The sequence below is a fragment of the Peteryoungia ipomoeae genome (genome assembly GCF_004912165.1).
Taxonomy (GTDB): domain Bacteria; phylum Pseudomonadota; class Alphaproteobacteria; order Rhizobiales; family Rhizobiaceae; genus Allorhizobium; species Allorhizobium ipomoeae.
Window position 1 is genome coordinate 470,016 of sequence record NZ_STGV01000004.1, and the last position, 17,291, is coordinate 487,306.

At 61.6% G+C, this 17,291-nt stretch carries 19 protein-coding genes; 13 read left to right on the plus strand and 6 right to left on the minus strand.

All coding sequences use genetic code 11. The features are described 5' to 3' along the window. Window positions 1-5 precede the first annotated feature (5 nt). Complete coding sequence (locus FAA97_RS14595) at window positions 6-446, plus strand: hypothetical protein (protein WP_136599267.1); 441 nt, start codon at window positions 6-8, stop codon at window positions 444-446. Window positions 447-680: 234 nt separating this feature from the next. Beyond that, window positions 681-2,315 carry an AMP-binding protein gene (locus FAA97_RS14600; RefSeq protein ID WP_136599268.1) on the plus strand — a complete coding sequence of 545 codons (1,635 nt, stop codon included), beginning with the start codon at window positions 681-683 and terminating at the stop codon, window positions 2,313-2,315. Here the strand turns inward: FAA97_RS14600 and FAA97_RS14605 are convergent, their stop codons facing one another. The 3 genes from FAA97_RS14605 to secA form a co-directional block, all read right to left on the minus strand. Then, window positions 2,316-3,560, minus strand: coding sequence for a GNAT family N-acetyltransferase (locus FAA97_RS14605; protein ID WP_136599327.1), 1,245 nt, complete (start codon window positions 3,558-3,560; stop codon window positions 2,316-2,318). A gap of 212 nt (window positions 3,561-3,772) precedes the next feature. Then, on the minus strand, window positions 3,773-4,957 hold the full coding sequence (locus tag FAA97_RS14610) for an acyltransferase family protein (RefSeq protein WP_168801008.1): 1,185 nt from the start codon (window positions 4,955-4,957) through the stop codon (window positions 3,773-3,775). 108 nt (window positions 4,958-5,065) lie between these two features. Beyond that, window positions 5,066-7,747, minus strand: a complete 2,682-nt coding sequence (gene secA, locus FAA97_RS14615; RefSeq protein ID WP_136599328.1) for a preprotein translocase subunit SecA — start codon at window positions 7,745-7,747, stop codon at window positions 5,066-5,068. A gap of 245 nt (window positions 7,748-7,992) precedes the next feature. Here secA and FAA97_RS14620 point away from each other — a divergent pair, with 245 nt between their 5' ends. From FAA97_RS14620 to FAA97_RS14645, 6 genes are all read left to right on the plus strand, one after another. Then, window positions 7,993-8,844: a peptidylprolyl isomerase gene (locus FAA97_RS14620; protein ID WP_136599270.1), complete on the plus strand. Its 852-nt coding sequence runs from the start codon at window positions 7,993-7,995 to the stop codon at window positions 8,842-8,844. 67 nt (window positions 8,845-8,911) lie between these two features. Further along, the gene (argJ, locus tag FAA97_RS14625) at window positions 8,912-10,153 is read left to right on the plus strand and encodes a bifunctional glutamate N-acetyltransferase/amino-acid acetyltransferase ArgJ (RefSeq protein WP_136599271.1); all 1,242 of its coding nucleotides are present in this window, start codon (window positions 8,912-8,914) and stop codon (window positions 10,151-10,153) included. Continuing rightward, window positions 10,134-10,934 (plus strand): GNAT family N-acetyltransferase, encoded by an 801-nt coding sequence (locus FAA97_RS14630; protein ID WP_136599272.1) that lies wholly within the window; start codon window positions 10,134-10,136, stop codon window positions 10,932-10,934. The genes argJ and FAA97_RS14630 overlap by 20 nt, the downstream gene beginning before the upstream one ends. Then, entirely contained in the window at window positions 10,934-11,356 is a 423-nt protein-coding gene (gene mutT / locus FAA97_RS14635) for an 8-oxo-dGTP diphosphatase MutT (protein ID WP_136599273.1), read from the plus strand. The genes FAA97_RS14630 and mutT overlap by 1 nt, the downstream gene beginning before the upstream one ends. Before the next feature lie 97 nt (window positions 11,357-11,453). Next, the gene (locus FAA97_RS14640) at window positions 11,454-11,780 is read left to right on the plus strand and encodes a hypothetical protein (RefSeq protein ID WP_246041480.1); all 327 of its coding nucleotides are present in this window, start codon (window positions 11,454-11,456) and stop codon (window positions 11,778-11,780) included. A gap of 57 nt (window positions 11,781-11,837) precedes the next feature. Continuing rightward, the gene (locus FAA97_RS14645) at window positions 11,838-12,020 is read left to right on the plus strand and encodes a Flp family type IVb pilin (protein WP_136599274.1); all 183 of its coding nucleotides are present in this window, start codon (window positions 11,838-11,840) and stop codon (window positions 12,018-12,020) included. A 6-nt stretch (window positions 12,021-12,026) separates the two neighbouring features. On the opposite strand, the gene FAA97_RS14650 is transcribed toward FAA97_RS14645, so the two are convergent. Next, complete coding sequence (locus tag FAA97_RS14650) at window positions 12,027-12,914, minus strand: methyltransferase domain-containing protein (protein ID WP_136599275.1); 888 nt, start codon at window positions 12,912-12,914, stop codon at window positions 12,027-12,029. A gap of 58 nt (window positions 12,915-12,972) precedes the next feature. Between FAA97_RS14650 and FAA97_RS14655 the strand changes: the two genes are divergently transcribed. From FAA97_RS14655 to FAA97_RS14675, 5 genes are read left to right on the plus strand one after another with little or no spacing between them, the layout of a single operon-like run. Further along, complete coding sequence (locus tag FAA97_RS14655) at window positions 12,973-13,749, plus strand: ComF family protein (protein WP_136599276.1); 777 nt, start codon at window positions 12,973-12,975, stop codon at window positions 13,747-13,749. Between the two features lie 46 nt (window positions 13,750-13,795). Continuing rightward, entirely contained in the window at window positions 13,796-14,053 is a 258-nt protein-coding gene (gene grxC, locus FAA97_RS14660; protein WP_136599277.1) for a glutaredoxin 3, read from the plus strand. 11 nt (window positions 14,054-14,064) lie between these two features. Then, entirely contained in the window at window positions 14,065-14,922 is an 858-nt protein-coding gene (locus FAA97_RS14665) for a carbon-nitrogen hydrolase family protein (RefSeq protein ID WP_136599278.1), read from the plus strand. Then, complete coding sequence (locus FAA97_RS14670) at window positions 14,919-15,347, plus strand: DUF1178 family protein (RefSeq protein WP_136599279.1); 429 nt, start codon at window positions 14,919-14,921, stop codon at window positions 15,345-15,347. The genes FAA97_RS14665 and FAA97_RS14670 overlap by 4 nt, the downstream gene beginning before the upstream one ends. Next, entirely contained in the window at window positions 15,347-15,928 is a 582-nt protein-coding gene (locus FAA97_RS14675) for a DUF3291 domain-containing protein (RefSeq protein WP_136599280.1), read from the plus strand. The genes FAA97_RS14670 and FAA97_RS14675 overlap by 1 nt, the downstream gene beginning before the upstream one ends. Window positions 15,929-15,933: 5 nt before the next feature. Here the strand turns inward: FAA97_RS14675 and FAA97_RS14680 are convergent, their stop codons facing one another. Both FAA97_RS14680 and ubiG read right to left on the minus strand, forming a co-directional pair. After that, window positions 15,934-16,485 carry a DUF924 family protein gene (locus FAA97_RS14680; RefSeq protein ID WP_136599281.1) on the minus strand — a complete coding sequence of 184 codons (552 nt, stop codon included), beginning with the start codon at window positions 16,483-16,485 and terminating at the stop codon, window positions 15,934-15,936. Beyond that, complete coding sequence (ubiG, locus tag FAA97_RS14685) at window positions 16,482-17,237, minus strand: bifunctional 2-polyprenyl-6-hydroxyphenol methylase/3-demethylubiquinol 3-O-methyltransferase UbiG (RefSeq protein ID WP_136599282.1); 756 nt, start codon at window positions 17,235-17,237, stop codon at window positions 16,482-16,484. The genes FAA97_RS14680 and ubiG overlap by 4 nt, the downstream gene beginning before the upstream one ends. Window positions 17,238-17,291 lie beyond the last annotated feature (54 nt).

A 17,291-nucleotide genomic window follows, 5' to 3' on the forward strand; every position in this document is an offset into this window, starting at 1 on the left:
TCGCGATGAGCAAGACAGGCAAGATCCGCATTTCCCAGCCGGTCAAGCAGGTCACCGTCGATGCGTCGATCCTGCCGAAGAGCGGTGTTGGTGCAAGCGTGGCTGCGGCGGGAGAGGCCAAGGTCAATATCGTCGCGCCCGTCGGCCAGAAGGTCGCGGCGGTTCGCCAGAAGATCCGCCAGCAGTCGGTCAAGGCTGCCGTAGACAAGATCGAGGCGGCTGTCGAAGCGGGCACGGTTTCCGCCGCCGATGCCAAGTCGCTGGTTCTGACGCTTGCCATGCGTCGTGTCGGGTCAAAGGAGGCCGCCGAAGCTTGGTATCGCGGCCAGCGCGTGGAGGCTTTCAACGGGCGCACACCCGCCCAGATGGTGCGGGCCGGTGAACTCAAGACCCTGCTTGCCTTCATGAAGGCAGAGGCTTCCCAGGCGCAGGCGACAAAAGCCTGACACGGTGTGGTGGCGAGACCAGATCGCCGCTGCTTGTTTCCAGACAGATTGAAGACGAGTGGCCATCCGGCGTGCACGGCGCGGGATTGACCGTCGTGCCTCATTGCCCGCCCGGGGGCGGTTGCTCGCCATGCCCGGTTGCCTGCCATGCCTGATCGCCTGCCATGCCTGGTTTATTGTGCATCTGCGAAATGGGTGCTAGCACTTCGCGCATGACGCTCCGGAACCACTGCCATGCTGCTCTCGCCTCGCGATAGCCTCGACGCGCTCAACCGCGATTTTCACTGGGCGATCCCCGCGGATTTCAACATTGGCCGGGCGGTGGCCGATGATTGGGCAGCGCGAGCGCCGGATCGCGTCTGCCTTCAGCATTTTTCGGCCAGGGGTGAGCATCGCGCCATGACCTATGCCGAGCTTGCCGCGCAATCCTCGGCGCTTGCCCACGGGGTGAAGGCGCTTGGGATCGTTCCCGGCGATCGGGTGGCGCTGCTTTTGCCGCAGTGTTTCGAGACGGTGATCGCCCATGTCGCGCTGTATAAGCTCGGCGCCATCGCGCTGCCGCTGGCGCTCCTCTTCGGCGAGGAAGCGCTGGAATACCGGCTCAAGGATGCCGGCGCCCGGCTGGTGGTGACCAACGGTTTCGGCCTGGCGCGGCTCTCGCTGATCCGCGACCGCCTGCCGTCACTTGAGCACGTGGTGTCCACAGACGGGGCGGGCAAGCGGGTTCTCGCCTTTGCCGATCTGCTCGAAGGACAGGACAGCCATTTCGACATTCATCCGTCCGGCCCCGATACGCCGGCGCTGATGATCTACACCTCCGGCACAACGGGCGCGCCGAAGGGGGCGCTGCACGGGCACCGGGTTCTCGCCGGCCATATTCCGGGCTTCCAGCTGGCGCACGGCTTTCTGCCGCAGGCGGGCGACAAGGTCTGGACACCGGCGGACTGGGCCTGGGCGGGCGGACTGTTGAACGCGCTTCTGCCGGCGCTGATGCTCGGCGTGCCAGTGGTCTCGTCGCCGGCGCAGAAGTTCGATCCCCACATGGCCTTCCGCATCATGGCGGCGATGGAGGTCAGGAACGCGTTCATTCCGCCGACGGCGCTTCGCCTGCTGAAAGCGGTCGAAAATCCGCGAGAGGACTATGCGCTTGTCCTGAGGTCGATCGGTTCGGCGGGTGAATCGCTCGGGCGGGAAACCTATGAATGGGTGAAGGACAAACTCGGGCTCACCCCCAATGAGTTCTACGGCCAGACCGAGTGCAATTTCGTCCTCTCCTCTGCTGCGCATCTGGGTGTGACGAAACCCGGCTTCATCGGCAGGGCCGTGCCGGGGCATGAGGTGGCGATCATCGATGATGCCGGGCAGGTTCTGCCGGCAGGTGAGACGGGGCAGATCGCCATCCGCCAGCCCGATCCGGTGATGTTTCTCGGCTATTGGAACAATGCCGAGGCGACCGAGAAAAAATTCATCGGTGACTGGATGACGACGGGCGATCTCGGCATGATGGATGCCGAGGGCTATGTGCAGTTCTTCGGCCGCGATGACGATGTGATCACCTCGTCCGGCTATCGCATTGGGCCGGCGGAAATCGAGGATTGTCTCACCGGCCATCCGGCGGTGCGGCTGGCGGCTGTCATCGGCAAGCCGGATCCGCTGCGCACCGAAATCGTCAAGGCGTTCATCGTGCTGCAGGCAGGGTTTGCGCCGGGTGAGGCGCTGGCGGCCGAGATCCGCGACTGGGTGAAGCATCGGCTATCGATGCACGAATATCCCCGCGAGGTGGCCTTTGTCGACGAGTTGCCGCTGACCACCAGCGGCAAGGTGATCCGTCGCCTGCTGCGCGATGAGGAAATCGCCAGGGCTGGCTGATCAACCACCGAAACGTCGGTTGAGCACCTTGTCGCGCAGGATGCGGGCGATGTTGCGGGTGTTGCGATACATGTGCAGCTGCGCACCCACCTGGCGCACGTCGCGGTCGGCATTGGCGCGCAGGCCGATGACAAGCGTGCCCATCGGTTCGCGTTCGGCCCAGAAGCGGCTCATGATCGGATGGTCGGGTGCGCCGCAGCTGTCGGTGCGCTGGATGTTCGGGTCGTCCAGGTGCCATTCGGTGAGGTTGGCGACGAGCAGCTTGCCGGGCGAGAAGCGGGCGAAGCTCTCGTCGAACGCGGTCTTCCAGGTATAGGCCTCGCCGGCCATGATGAAGACGACGAGGGAGGCGATGGCCTTGCCATCCAGATCGAGCGTATGGATGCGCACCGCGTCTGTTTCGGCGAGATTGGTGATGGCTTCCCGGGCAAAGGCGGCGCGCAGCCGGTCGTTGACCATGGCGGAGCGCTTGCGTCCCTTCCAGCCGCTCGCCTCAAGCGCCAGGAACTCCTCCATGCGATGGCGGATTTCCTCGGGCTGGCGGGCGACGTTGTAGGTCAGTTCGCCGATTTCACCCAGCAGGCGGGTCTGGCGGCGCATTTCCCGCAGATGTTCTTTCGCGACTGTGCCCGAAAGATAGACCAGCGCATCTTCGTCGCTTTCCAGAACGGGGCGCTCGTAGGTGGTGGTGAGCGTCAGCGGCAGATCTCTCGAAATCGCAACGGCACGGGCAAGCTGGGCAAAGCGACCCTCGAGGCGCAGATCCGGCAAGACGAGCACGCCTGGCAGGCGCGCTTCCGGGCGGGCCAGAGCTTCCAGCAGATTGTCGATGGTTTCGGCAGCACCCTCTGCATCAACCAGGGGGGTGCCGAGTGGGCCGAAAGGGTTCGACCAGACGCGGATGATCGACGGGCCGACGGAGAAGCCGGGCTTTTCCACCGAATAGGGGAAGAGCAAACGCAGGCGTGAGCGATTGCGGTCCTCGTCGCGGATGACGGCGAAATGCACCTGGCGTTCCTCAAGCCGCGGCATGGCGGGTGCGAGAAAGCGGGGCGCAAAGAAGATATTGGCTTCCATCACCCGGTAGGTGAGGTAGTCGAGTTCGTCTTGCAGCTCATAGCCCATCTGGCTTGGATAGAGGCTGAGCTGACGGCCGGGTCGACCAATGGGAATATCCGCTTCTGCGCCGGCGCGGGTCTGCCTGCCCGCAAGGCTGCCGATCAGGCGATTGGCGCCGCTGTTCATGCTCTCGTCGTAGAAACCGTCGCTCACGCGGAAGCCCCCCCTGTTGGCGCAGGGCAGCACTTTTCAGCCGTGCGCGCAGAGCGGGACGGCAGGCCATATGGCCACCTTCTCGCTGCGGGCATTCTGATGTCGGCGGCTGACGGAACGGTCATCGTGACAAACGCAATACTTTTCACTTGGAATGTTCTTGCATCAGTGATGCCAGAACAGGGTTAACGAAGTGTGCCGTTTGAGCGATCTGCGCTCGCGGCAACGCGATCCCCGGGTTTTCCTGTGGATGGAACGACGCCGTTGAAGAAAAGCAGGCCGAGCGGAAGACGCCGCAACACCTGATGGATCGCGTAGGACAAGACAAAGCTCGCGGTGGCAATCAGGGCGAACTCGATCACGGGTGGCCAGGAGACCAGCAGAAAGGCGGTTGCGAACGCGAAGATCAGCGGATGGTGGAAGAGGTAGATCGTGAAAGAGGCATCAACGAGCGCGTCGATGCGGGAATTTGCGCGGGTGAAATAGCGTTCGGCGAGCCCGATCAGCCAGAGGCTCATCAGCACGGCTGCAAGCGCATCGATGACAGAATGGGGTAGCAAGAGCTCTGGCCGACCGCGCAGCATCGATGCGGCAAGGCTGCTGGCCGACGCCAGAAGCGGCAAGGTCAGGCCACCCTTCCAGACCAGGGATGCTTTTGTGGTAGGGTGCATGAAAAACACGACCCCGAGGGCGAAGTAGGGAAGGTAGCGCAGATAGGGATCGACGCCGTGGCGCAAGAGATCTGGCAGCGGGCCCGGCATGGCGGCAAGCAGAGGGACTGCCAGGTCGACGACGAGTGCTGCGAGAACAAGCGTTCCGACAACCAGAATCCAGGGTGAGGCGCTGGCAAGCCTTGCCAGACCATGCTGCCATCGGTGCAGCGGGTGCCAGAATGCGGCAAGCAGGCTGCTGTAGATCATCAGGGCGGGCAGGAACCACAGATGCATGATCCAGTGGGCGCCGGGATGGGTGATGTCACGGGTGGTGCGCGCCACGACGTCGGTCATGCTGGTCACGCCCTTCACGGCATCGGCAAGATCGATGACGGCGACCTGAAGGGGTGCCAGCAGCAGAAGACCGGTCAGGAAAGGAAGGCCAAGGCGGATCATGCGCCCGCGCAGCCAGACCGCCGGCGGACGTCGCGACAAGAGCATGGCGGCGAAAAAGCCGGCAACGATGAAGAAGGCTGGCATGCGAAATGTGACGAGCGCGCCGGCAAGGAGCGTCAGAAACGGGCTGCCGGTGGGAGACTGGATGTCCCAGATTACTCTCACGTCGTAGACCATGGCAGCGTGATAGGGGATGCCGAGCAGCATCAGGAAGGCCCTGAGGGCGTCCCAGTAATGCTGCCGCCCGACACTGTCTGCCATCCCGTCCTCGCACATAAAAAAGGAACCGGCGCGGAGCTCCGGTTCCCGTTTCATCATGCTATATCAGCCAAAGATTGAAAAAGCTTCAAGTCCTAAGGCATGCACCGATCACGCTTCGAGCACGCCGTGGCAGTGCTTGTACTTCTTGCCAGAGCCGCAGGGGCAGGGCTCGTTGCGACCGACCAGTCCCCATGTTGAGGGATCATTCGGGTCGCGGTCTGCGGCGGCAACCTCGTCTTCGCCCGTTGCAGCATCGATGTGATGAAGCTGCATTGCTGGCAATTCCGGTGCCGGCTGCTGGGCTTCGCGCACCAGCTCGACACGGGCCATCTGTGTGGTGACGGTGTCGCGCAGGTTGGCGAGCAGGGCCTGGAAGAGTTCGAAGGCTTCAGCCTTGTATTCCTGCAGCGGATCGCGCTGGGCGTAGCCGCGGAAGCCGACGACCGAGCGCAGGTGGTCGAGGTTGACGATGTGCTCGCGCCACAGCATGTCGATGGTCTGCAAGAGGACGGAGCGTTCGACATAGGCCATGAGTTCGGGGCCGAAGCGCTCTGCCTTTTCGGCGAAGGCCTTGTCTGCCGCCTCGACCAGGCGGTTGTAGATATCGTCTTCGGCAATGCCTTCTTCCTGCACCCAGGCTTCGATCGGCAGATCGAGATTGAGGGTTGCCGCGACCTTCTGCTTCAAGCCTGCCGCGTCCCATTGCTCCGCATAGGCATTGGCCGGAATGTGGATGGCAACCATGGTCTCGATGACCTCGTGGCGCATGTCGGTGACCGTGGTCGAGACATCCTCGGCATCCATCAGCTCGATGCGCTGCTCGAAGATCACCTTGCGCTGGTCGTTGATGACGTCGTCATACTTCAGGAGGTTCTTCCGGATGTCGAAGTTGCGGGCTTCGACCTTCTTCTGCGCGCGTTCCAGAGCCTTGTTGATCCACGGGTGAACGATGGCCTCGCCATCCTTCAGGCCGAGCTTCTGCAGCATGCCGTCCATGCGGTCGGAGCCGAAGATGCGCATCAGGTCGTCCTGCAGCGACAGGTAGAACTTGGAGCGGCCCGGGTCGCCCTGACGGCCGGAACGGCCGCGCAGCTGGTTGTCGATACGGCGGCTTTCGTGGCGTTCGGTGGCGATGACGTAAAGGCCACCGGCTTCCAGCGCCTTCTGCTTCAGGGTGGCAATGTCCGCCTTGATGGCTTCGACCTTGGCGTCGCGCTCAGGGCCTGGTTCAACCTCGGCCAGTTCGTGCTCGATGCGCATGTCGAGATTGCCGCCGAGCTGGATGTCGGTGCCGCGGCCAGCCATGTTGGTGGCGATGGTGACGGCGCCGGGGACGCCGGCCTGCGACACGATATAGGCTTCCTGCTCGTGATAGCGGGCGTTCAGGACCTTGAAGTCCTTGAAGCCGGACTGGCTCAGCATGTTTGCCAGAAGCTCGGACTTTTCGATGGAGGTCGTGCCGACCAGAACCGGCTGGTTGCGTTCGCTCGCGACCTTGATCTCTTCGATGATCGCCTTGAACTTTTCCTCGACGGTCCGATAGACCTCGTCGTCCTCGTCGATACGCTGGATCGGCAGGTTGGTCGGCACTTCCACGACTTCCAGGCCGTAGATGTTGCCGAATTCCTCGGCTTCGGTCGCAGCCGTACCGGTCATGCCGGCCAGCTTCTTGTACATGCGGAAATAGTTCTGGAAGGTGATCGAGGCCAGCGTCTGGTTTTCCGGCTGGATCGTGACCTTTTCCTTGGCTTCGAGCGCCTGGTGCTGGCCTTCCGAGTAACGGCGGCCCGGCATCATGCGGCCGGTGAATTCGTCGATGATGACGATTTCGTCGTTGCGGACGATGTAGTCCTTGTCGCGGGTGAAGAGCTTGTGGGCCTTCAGCGCGTTGTTGATGTGGTGGACGATCGCGACGTTTTCGACGTCGTAGAGGCTCTCGCCCTTCAGGAGGCCCGCCTGGCGAAGCAGGTTCTCGAGCTTCTCGGTGCCGACTTCGGAGAAGTTTGCCGAGCGCTGCTTCTCGTCGATTTCATAGTCTTCCTCGGTGAGGAGTGGGATGAAGGCGTCGATCGTGTTGTAGAGATCCGAGCGGTCATCAAGCGGACCGGAAATGATCAGCGGCGTGCGCGCTTCGTCAACAAGGATCGAGTCCACTTCGTCGACGATCGCGAAGTTGTGCCCGCGCTGCACCATCTGGGCGCGCTCATACTTCATGTTGTCGCGCAGATAGTCGAAGCCGAGTTCGTTGTTTGTCGCGTAGGTGATGTCGCAAGCGTAAGCCGCGCGGCGCTCGTCGTCGGACATGCCGTGCACGATGATGCCGGTGGACAGGCCGAGGAAGCCGTAGAGCTTGCTCATGGTGGTGGCATCGCGGCGGGCGAGGTAGTCGTTGACGGTGACGACATGCACGCCCTTGCCGGAGAGCGCGTTGAGATAGACGGCAAGCGTTGCGACCAGCGTCTTGCCTTCACCGGTCTTCATTTCGGCAATCGCATTGTCGTTGAGGATCATGCCGCCGATCAGCTGCACGTCAAAAGGTCGCATGCCAAGCGCGCGGCGCGAACCTTCCCGAGCAACCGCAAAGGCCGGCACGAGAATGTCTTCAAGCGTCTTGCCGGAGGCGAGCGCCTGCTTGAATTCTTCCGTCTTCCCTGCCAGTTCGGCATCAGACAGGGCCTTCATCTGCTCTTCGAGGGCGCCAATCGCTGCGACGTTCGGGTTATAGGAACGCACGCGGCGCTCGTTCGACGAGCCGAAAATCTTGCGCGCAAGACCACCGAGACTGACCATGAAATGGTCCTTTCTGACCTTCGTCATATCGTTGACGCACCCAGCAGATCACAATGTATTGCGATTGCTCAGCACAAATTCGTCCTGAAACTACTCTGGACGCGAGGTTGCGTGACAGATAAGAGGGGGGTCGAATGATGTCAACGGCGCAGGCTGGTGCCAAACCCCCGCAGTTGCCGGGCATCGGACAATTTTTTGCCCGATTCGAGCGGTCTTGAAACGGTTCACCATCCGAAAGGTATTTCATGCTTCGCCTTAATAAACTTCTCGCTGCAGCCGGTGTATCCCTTCTGACATTGACTGCTCCTGCGTTTGCCGACGACGCCGTGGTGGCCAAGGTCGGTGACCTTGAAATCACGCAATCCGAGCTGGATCTGGCCATTTCCAACCTCGATCCGCAGCTTCAGCAGCTGCCAGACGAGCAGAAGAAGGTTGCCGCTCTCTCTGGCGCGATCGATGTCAAGCTTCTCGCAAGCGACGCGACGGCTGCCGGTCTGAAGGACGACGCGGAATACAAGCGCCGCATGGAATTCATCGCCGATCGCGAGCTGCACAACATTTATTTCAAGAAAAACGTTGTCGATGCTGTGACGGATGACGAGGTCAAGGCGCGCTACGACAAGGAAATCGCAGAGCTTCCGAAGCAGGAAGAAGTGCGTGCACGCCATATCCTGGTGAAGACCGAGGACGAAGCCAAGGCCATCATTGCCGATCTCGATGCCGGCAAGGATTTCGTCGAACTGGCCAAGGAAAAGTCGACCGACCCGAACAAGACCGAAGGCGGCGATCTCGGCTACTTCTCCAAGGGCCGCATGGTTCCGGAATTTGAAGAAGCCGTCTTTGCCATGGAAAAGGGTTCGTATTCGAAGACCCCGGTCAAGACGCAGTTCGGCTTCCATGTCATCAAGATGGAAGACAAGCGCGATGCGCCGCCGCCGGCCTTTGACGACGTTGCCCAGCAGGTTCGCCAGCTGGTGATGCGCGACAAGTATCTGGCGCTGATCGAAAAGGCGAAGGCTGAGCAGACGGTCGAGATCCTCGACGAGGCGCTGCGCAAGGGCTACGACGAAGCCAACAAGCAGCAGGCACAGCAGTAAGCTTTTCCGTTTCAGAGACGTTGTTTCAGGGCCCGCAGATTGCGGGCCTTCCATTACGGGCCACACCATGACCACCAAAGTTTCGCCGCTCGCCCCGAAATCCTATGCAGAGATGCCCGTTCTTCGCGGCGTGCGCATGGCCACTGCCGAAGCCGGGATCAAATACAAGAACCGCACTGACGTGCTGCTGATGGTTTTCGATCAGCCGGCCTCCGTTGCTGGCGTTTTCACCAAGTCGAAATGCCCGTCGGCTCCGGTGGACTTTTGCCGGAAGAACCTGAGCCACGGCAAGGCGCGCGGTGTGGTGGTCAATTCTGGAAATGCCAACGCCTTTACCGGCGTCAAGGGCAGAGCGGCCACGGATCTGACAGCAAATTCGGCGGCCGCTGCGCTCGGCTGTGGCGAGAACGAGATCTATCTTGCTTCGACCGGCGTCATCGGCGAACCGCTTGACGCGACCAAGTTTTCTGGCGTTCTCGACGATATGGCCAGCCGGGCAACCGGTGACTTCTGGTTTGAGGCTGCAAAGGCGATCATGACGACGGATACCTATCCGAAGGTCGCCACGCGCAGCGCCGACATCGGCGGCGTGCCTGTCACCATCAACGGTATCGCCAAGGGGGCCGGCATGATCGCGCCCGATATGGCCACGATGCTGTCCTTCGTCGTCACGGATGCCGCGATTGCGTCTCAGGCTTTGCAGGCAATGCTCTCTGCCGGGGTGGAGCCGAGCTTCAATTCGATGACGGTCGATAGTGATACATCGACCTCCGACACGCTCATGCTGTTTGCCACGGGTGCCGCTGCGGCCGACGGACAGGCAGAGATTGCCGACGCGAACGACCCCGCGCTAGACGGCTTCAAGGTGGCGTTGAACGCGCTTCTGAAGGATCTGGCGATCCAGGTGGCGCGGGACGGCGAGGGTGCCACCAAGATGCTCGAAATCACCGTGACAGGCGCGGAAAGCGATGCTGCCGCCAAGACGATTGCGCTGTCGATTGCCAATTCGCCGCTGGTCAAGACGGCTGCCGCCGGCGAAGACGCCAACTGGGGTCGTATCGTCATGGCGGTGGGCAAGGCCGGAGAGGCCGCCGATCGCGACAGGCTCGCCATCTGGTTCGGCGATGTGCGCGTCGCCGTCAACGGCGAACGCGATCAGGGCTATTCCGAAGAGGCGGCAAGCGCCGTGATGAAAAAGCAGGATATCCCAGTGCGGGTCGATCTCGGGCTCGGTTCCGGCAAGGCGACTGTCTGGACCTGCGATCTGACGAAGGAATATGTTGCCATTAATGGCGACTATCGCAGCTGATCCCGGAATGCATGAGATGATACATGACGAAAATCTGCCGCTTGTCCGGCGCCTGGAAGCGGTCGGTTTTCGTGCCTGGCCAGCAAGCAGCGTTGCTTATGACGGCAGCTGGCAGATCCGCCTGACAGGCAGCCATCCATCGAAGCGGCTGAACTGCCTTGTGGCGCTCGACCCTTCTGACGTGCGCGATATTCCGCTCCGTATCGAGAAGGCCGAGCGCAAGTTCGCAGCACACGGGCGGCCCTTGCTCGTGCGCGAGACGCCGCTGTCTCCGCGTCCGCTGCTCGATTATCTTGCGCAAAATGGCTGGGAGCGTTTCGAAGAGGTGGTCACCTTGACCGCGGATCTGACGACAATCGAGCTGCCGGATGGGCTCGATTATCTGCCGACGCAGGATGTCGGACGTTATGTCGATGCCGATATCGCCGTGCACGGGGCCGATCCCGCCGGCAAGCCGGCGCTGGCTGAAATCGTCAGTGCCATTCAACCTCCGACCGGCCTCTTCGTCATCGAGGATGCCGAGGACGGGCCGCTGGCCGCAACGCTTTGCGTGCAGGACAATGATCTGGCCGGCCTCATGTCGCTTGCCGTACGGGCAGATCGCCGGCGTCAGGGACTTGGCGTCGAGCTTCTGACCTCGGCGCTGCGCTGGGCGCGGATGCGCGGTGCGCGCGCCGCCTGGCTGCAGGTGGTGGCCGATAACAAGGCGGCTCTTGCGCTTTACGCAAAGATGGGCTTCACCGAAGCCTATCGCTATGCCTATTGGCGAAAGGGCGCCTGATGAGCGACGCTTCCTCCTCACCCCGGCCGATCCTGCTTGTGGCTGCCTGCGCGCTAGTTGATGCCGACAACCGCATCCTTTTGGCGCAGCGCCCGGAAGGCAAATCGCTGGCCGGCCTCTGGGAGTTTCCCGGCGGCAAGGTTGAGGCGGGCGAGACGCCCGAGGAGACGCTGGTGCGGGAGTTGGAAGAGGAGCTCGGGATCCAGACCAAGATCGCCTGCCTTGCGCCGTTGACCTTTGCCAGCCACACCTATGAGACCTTTCATCTGCTGATGCCGCTCTATATCTGCCGGCGCTACGAGGGCATCGCCCGAGGCCGCGAAGGGCAGGCTCTGAAGTGGGTGAGCGCAAAAGCGCTACGCGACTACCCCATGCCGCCCGCCGACGAGCCATTGATCCCATTTCTTCAGGATCTGCTTTAATAATGGCTCAATTCGCCATCGCATCTTAATCAAAAGTTTATACCCGCCGGGCCAAAATGGCGCTGTTCATGCGTGAGAATCGTGTGCGGAGCGTGTTATGGTCAATGAGTCATTGCGGAAGGCGGAAGAACCGAAGGTCCGGTCCTTGTTGAGGGGCGGGCAGATCGGCGTGCTGAATATTGCACTTTTGTTTGCCACTGCAGCCATCGCGTTTTCGCTGGTCGTGACCCCCATGGTGTCCGGCTCAGTCGAGCGAGAGACATTGGCTTTCCAGCCTGATGAAATCGACATGATGTCGACCGGCTCGATTCCGAAATCCGACAACGGCAAGCGCTATACCATTCGGCGCAGCGTGCTTCAGAAGACCCCTGGATCCGTCTGCATTGTCAACGGCTACGGACCGGAGATGGGTTCCGCCTGCTAAAGCTTTTACCGGCAGCCGATAGAAGCGGCGGCGTCCAATTTGTATCTGGAGTTTTCAATGCGCTTGTTTCAACTCTTCCTGGCAGACGTGAAGGCTGCGACCGCCATTGAATACGGTCTGATCGCCGCGATCATGAGCGTGGCGCTGATCAGCGGTTACGGCGCCTTTACAAATTCGCTGATGGGCACGTTCAACACCATCAATACGAACATCGCTGACGCCAACGCCAAGATGGATTGAAGAGGGTCAGTCCTGACCGTCGAGGCGCCTGGTTGGATCCAGCGCGTCTGCAAGACGCATTTTCGCCGATCCTGGCTTGAGCGGCTTCTGCTGGCTCTCGTGCGGCGCCCAGCCTGAGAGATAGACAACCGAAAAGCTTGCCCGGATGCGACCGTCCGGATCGGCAAAGCGCTCTGCGTAAAGTTCGGCGGCACGCAGGAAGAAACGGCGCGAGACCGGACGGCGGCTGCGACCGAGCAGCGGGTTGGCCATGCCCATGGCCTTGAGATCCCGCATCAGTGCAAAAATGTGGTCGTAGCGGACCGTATAAATTTCCTCGTCGATGACCGGAAGCGCAAAGCCTGCCCGCTGCAGGAGGCCGCCGATGTCGCGGATGTCGGCAAAGGGGATGACGCGCGGGCTGGCGCCGCCATAAAGCTCTGTTTCGGTCGCAAGGAGCACCTCACGCAGTTCCGACAGGGTTCCCGAGCCGGGGATCGCAGCAAGCAGCAGGCCATCGGGCTTCAGCGCCCGGCGCATCTGGATCAGCATGCCGGGGGTGTCGTTGGTCAGGTGCAGCGAAAGCGGAGCAAGGATCAGATTGGTGCTCTCAGGCGCGAGCGGCACAGTTTCGAAGGCAGTCGGCTCGATGGGACCGTTAGAGCCGGCAAAAGCCGGTGTCGTCTCGATGCGGCGCATGTGGTCGACCTTGCCGGTCGCAAGCGCTGCTTTTGCGGCAAGCCCTGTTGCGCCGAACAATTCGACGGCCTCTTCGAAGCGGCGTTCGGTGAGGGAGAGCCGCTCGCCGAATTCCTCAGCCGCGATCGAAAGCAGGAAATCACTGCCTGGAGAAAATCGCTGGATCGCTTTCTCGCGATTTCTGGCAATCAGGGCTTCGTCGAAAATTGCATTCATCTCGTGTCTTCCTGCCTGTGCCTTGGCAAAGGCGCGGGCTTGGGCGTAAAGTCAAGTCATGCTCAAGGACATAGTGCAGAAATCGGCCAGGGTCAGCCGGGTCCAGGCCGGGGCTGTCCTGCGCGCTGTGCTTTCCTATGTCCATCCGCCGGTATGCGCTGGCTGTGGGATGCTGACGGTGCGGCATCAGGCACTGTGCGTGGACTGCTGGGCAAGCTTGCGGCTGATCGAGCGGCCCTTCTGCGAAATCCTCGGGTCTCCCTTTGCGTATGATCCGGGAGAAGGCGCCATCTCGCCCGAAGCGATCGCCAACCCGCCGGTCTTTGATCGGTTGCGTTCGGTTGCGCTGTACGAGGGTGTGGCGCGCCAGCTTGTGCAGGACCTCAAATATCGCGACCGGTTGGATCTTGCGCCGATGATGGCGGCCTGGATGATGCGGGCGGCGAGCGCGGAAATCGCGGCCTCGGATGCTGTGGTCAGCGTGCCGCTGCACCGGATGCGTCTGATGGGACGGATGTTCAATCAGTCCGCCGAACTGGCACGGCATCTGGCGCGCCAGGCGGGCAAGCCATTCCTGCCGCAGGCGCTGATCCGAAAGAAGCGGACGACGCAGCAGGTCGGGCTCACTGCCAATCAGCGGCTTCTCAATGTCCGGGGTGCTTTTGCCGTGCCGGACGAGACGGTGGATCTGGTGCTCGGGCGCCGGCTGATTCTAATTGACGATGTCTACACGACGGGGGCGACGGTCGGCGCTGCGGTCACCGCGCTCAAACGGGCGGGGGTCGCGGATGTGACTGTTTTGACCTTTGCAAGGGCTCTGGCTCAGCCTATATGAAGTACTTGATAGAGCAGCGTAAAGCAGCGGCAAAGCGGAGTTGCAGATGGTGAATGTGACAATCTATACCCGGCAGGGATGCGGTTACTGCACTCGAGCCAAGATGCTGCTTGAGCAAAAGGGGGTGGCGTTCACGGAGCACGACGCGACCGGCAATGCCGATCTGCGCCAGCAGATGCTCGATAGGGCGCATGGTCGGACCACCTTTCCGCAGATCTTCATCGGCGAAACCCATGTCGGTGGTTGTGACGACCTTTATGCGCTGGATCGGGCAGGTAAGCTCGATCCCCTGCTGCACCATTGAGGAGAGCAACGATGGTCTTCAAGGCTGCCGCCATTCAAATGTGTTCGGGTGTGGATCCGGCGCGCAACGTGGAGAGCATGACCCGGCTGGTGCGCGATGCCGCCGCGCGCGGCGCGATCTATGTGCAGACGCCGGAGATGACCGGTGCCGTGCAGAAGGATCGTCCAGGCCTGATGGCCGTCCTGCGCGACGAGGAGAGCGACCTGGTCGTCAAGGCCGCTGCCGATCTTGCGCGCGAGCTTGGCATCCACCTGCATATCGGCTCCACTGCCATCAAGCTTGACGATGGCAGGATTGCCAATCGTGCCTTCCTGTTCGGGCCGAAGGGCGAAAAGATCACCAGCTACGACAAGATCCACATGTTCGATGTCGATCTCGACAATGGCGAGAGCTGGCGGGAAAGCGCCGTCTATCGCCCGGGCGAGTGGGCCGTCGTTGCCGATCTGCCATTCGGCAAGCTTGGTTTCGGCATTTGTTACGACGTGCGTTTCCCGCATCTGTTCCGGGCCGAGGCCATGGCGGGCGCGGAGATCCTGACGACGCCAGCAGCCTTCACCAAGCAGACGGGCGAGGCGCATTGGGAAATCCTTTTGCGCGCACGGGCCATCGAGAACGGTGCCTTCGTCATTTCCGCCGCGCAGGCCGGCGTGCATGAAGATGGTCGCGAGACCTTCGGTCATTCGATGATCGTTGGCCCCTGGGGCAAGATCCTGGCTGCTGCCGGCGGAACCGGCGAGGCCGTCGTCATCGCCGAGATCGATATTCAGGCGGTGAAGGCTTGCCGGGCAAAAGTCCCGAACCTGAAGAACGGCCGTGAGTTCTCGCTGGAGGCTGCGCCCGTTCTGGCGAAGGGAGGCGTCACGGTTTGATCCGCTACACTCTCTGTTGTGATCAGGCCCATGAATTCGAGGGCTGGTTTGCAGGCAGCGCCGAATTCGACCGTCAGAAGGCAAGTGGCTTTCTGACGTGTCCGATCTGTGGATCGGGCGAGGTTTCCAAGGCCCTGATGGCGCCGTCGGTCTCCACTGCTCGAGCCAAGGAAGCGACGCAGGCCTTGGCCGTTTCTGACGTGCAGAAGCAGGCATTCGAGAAGATCAAGCAGGCCATGCGCGAGATCCGCGACAGCAGCGAGGATGTGGGCCGCCGGTTCCCGGAAGAGGCGCGCAAGATCCATTACGGTGAAACGGAAGCGCGCGGCATTATCGGCGAGGCTTCGCCTGTCGAGGTCAAGTCCCTGATCGAGGAGGGGATTGCCGTCGCACCACTGCCGGTTCTGCCGGATGACGTGAACTGATGGCAGCCAGCGCGCATCTGGCGATTTACAATTTTGGCATTCATGTCGATGAATTCGGCAGCGAAGCGGTGCAGGGCTTCAGCCTCAGAGAGCCGGCCAATTTTAAAGCGGCGGAGCGCGCGCCAGGTTTCATCGCAAGGTCAGGCTATGACGGGGAACCGGGGCCGCCAAGCTGGGGACCGCAGGTTTTTCCGCGTTTTCTTGCTGAGCGGGGAGGTGGCGCCGCGGTGTCTTCGCTGTCGCTCTGGCGCGATATCGAAAGTCTGATGGCCTTTGCGTATACCGGCGTGCACGCGAATGCGCTGAAGTACGCACGGCGCTGGAATGTCGTTCAGGACTGGCCGCCGCTGGTGATGTTCTGGGTGGCAGCGGGCCATCGACCCGATTGGCAGGAAGGCGTCGCGCGCTTCGAAATGCTTGTCGACCAGGGGTGTGGGCCTCAGTGTTTCACCTTCAAGCAGGCCTATAGCCCTGATGGCGCTCCCGCAGTTATCGATCGATCACTGGTAAAGGAGCGCGCGGCCGCGAATGCGGCCGTGCAAGGTGATCTGCTCGAGACTGTGCTCAATCTGCCGGTCTGACCCCTTCAGCCCTTGAAGCCGCCCTCGTTCAGAAAGACCTGCTCATCTGCCGTCGTCGTGCGCCCAAGCGCCGGATTGCGGTGGGGGAAGCGGCCGAAACGGACGATGACGTCGCGATGGATGACCGCGTAGTCGAGATAATCCTTTGGTCCGCCGCGGTCTGTCAGTGCCGTGAACAGTGCGATGCAGCGTTCCTGTTCTGCCAGATCCTCGGCATGTTCAAAGGGCAGATAGAAGAAGCCGGCAAGATCCGGTTCGGTCGCTGTGTCGTGACCGAGCTCGATCGACTTCTTCGCCAGTGACAATGCCAACGGATCAGTGGCAAAGGCATGGCCGGAATTGCGGAAGAGGTTGCGGGGGAACTGGTCCAGCAGGATCATCAGGGCAAGCGCCCCTTCCGCCGTTTCCATCCAGTCCGACACTTCATTGCGCGCAGCTTTGAAATGCAGATCGAGAAAGTTTTCGCGAATGGCGGCATCAAAGGCATCGTCCTTGGCGAACCATTTTTCGCGGCCTGCCTTCTGCCAGAAGTCGACGACGTCACGAGCGGCGGTCATGACGGCTGTCCAGGGCGGCAGGCAAGCGCCATGTAGTTGACGTCGATGTCGCTCGACAAATTCCATTGGTTCTGCAGCGGGTTGAAGAAGACCCCCTTCATTTCCAGAACCTGCATGCCGCTTCTGGCGAGCGGGCCTTCGATCTCCTCCGGGCGAACCAGCTTTTCATACTGGTGGGTGCCGCGCGGCAGCCAGCGCAGTACATATTCCGCGCCAACGATGGCGAGTGCTGCGGCCTTCATGGTGCGGTTGATGGTGGATACCAGCATCAGGCCGCCGGGGCGGACCATCGAGGCGCAGGTGGAGAGGAAGAAATCCACATCGGCGACGTGTTCGACAACTTCCATATTGAGGATCACGTCAAAGGTTTCTCCGGCCTCTGCCAGGGCCTCCGCGGTGACGGCCCGGTAATCGACGGGAACGCCGCTCTGGGCGGAATGGGTCATGGCAATCTTGATGTTTTTCTCGGAGGCGTCGGCACCGAGGACCTCGCCGCCCATCCGGGCCACCGGCTCGGAGAGCAGTCCGCCGCCACAGCCGATGTCGAGGATACGCAGGCCTTCCAGCGGACGATGGCCCTTGGGGTCTCGACCGAAATGTGTCGAAACCTTGTCGCGGATATAGGCAAGGCGCACAGGGTTGATCTTGTGGAGCGGCTTGAACTTGCCGGTCGGATCCCACCATTCGGCTGCCATGGCCGAGAAACGGTCGACTTCCGCCTGATCAATGGTGGTGCGTGGCTCTGCACTCATGCATCTTACTCCTGCTCTACCTTGGCCTTCAAGTCGTCCCAATAGCTTGCGAAG

Bases quoted from the DNA above. Each gene is read 5' to 3' on its own strand.
- FAA97_RS14595 (WP_136599267.1), top strand. From the start codon at position 6: ATGAGCAAGACAGGCAAGATCCGCATTTCCCAGCCGGTCAAGCAGGTC.
- FAA97_RS14600 (WP_136599268.1), top strand. From the start codon at position 681: ATGCTGCTCTCGCCTCGCGATAGCCTCGACGCGCTCAACCGCGATTTT.
- FAA97_RS14605 (WP_136599327.1), bottom strand. From the start codon at position 3,560: ATGAACAGCGGCGCCAATCGCCTGATCGGCAGCCTTGCGGGCAGGCAG.
- FAA97_RS14610 (WP_168801008.1), bottom strand. From the start codon at position 4,957: ATGGCAGACAGTGTCGGGCGGCAGCATTACTGGGACGCCCTCAGGGCC.
- secA (WP_136599328.1), bottom strand. From the start codon at position 7,747: ATGGTCAGTCTCGGTGGTCTTGCGCGCAAGATTTTCGGCTCGTCGAAC.
- FAA97_RS14620 (WP_136599270.1), top strand. From the start codon at position 7,993: ATGCTTCGCCTTAATAAACTTCTCGCTGCAGCCGGTGTATCCCTTCTG.
- argJ (WP_136599271.1), top strand. From the start codon at position 8,912: ATGACCACCAAAGTTTCGCCGCTCGCCCCGAAATCCTATGCAGAGATG.
- FAA97_RS14630 (WP_136599272.1), top strand. From the start codon at position 10,134: ATGGCGACTATCGCAGCTGATCCCGGAATGCATGAGATGATACATGAC.
- mutT (WP_136599273.1), top strand. From the start codon at position 10,934: ATGAGCGACGCTTCCTCCTCACCCCGGCCGATCCTGCTTGTGGCTGCC.
- FAA97_RS14640 (WP_246041480.1), top strand. From the start codon at position 11,454: ATGGTCAATGAGTCATTGCGGAAGGCGGAAGAACCGAAGGTCCGGTCC.
- FAA97_RS14645 (WP_136599274.1), top strand. From the start codon at position 11,838: ATGCGCTTGTTTCAACTCTTCCTGGCAGACGTGAAGGCTGCGACCGCC.
- FAA97_RS14650 (WP_136599275.1), bottom strand. From the start codon at position 12,914: ATGAATGCAATTTTCGACGAAGCCCTGATTGCCAGAAATCGCGAGAAA.
- FAA97_RS14655 (WP_136599276.1), top strand. From the start codon at position 12,973: ATGCTCAAGGACATAGTGCAGAAATCGGCCAGGGTCAGCCGGGTCCAG.
- grxC (WP_136599277.1), top strand. From the start codon at position 13,796: ATGGTGAATGTGACAATCTATACCCGGCAGGGATGCGGTTACTGCACT.
- FAA97_RS14665 (WP_136599278.1), top strand. From the start codon at position 14,065: ATGGTCTTCAAGGCTGCCGCCATTCAAATGTGTTCGGGTGTGGATCCG.
- FAA97_RS14675 (WP_136599280.1), top strand. From the start codon at position 15,347: ATGGCAGCCAGCGCGCATCTGGCGATTTACAATTTTGGCATTCATGTC.
- FAA97_RS14680 (WP_136599281.1), bottom strand. From the start codon at position 16,485: ATGACCGCCGCTCGTGACGTCGTCGACTTCTGGCAGAAGGCAGGCCGC.
- ubiG (WP_136599282.1), bottom strand. From the start codon at position 17,237: ATGAGTGCAGAGCCACGCACCACCATTGATCAGGCGGAAGTCGACCGT.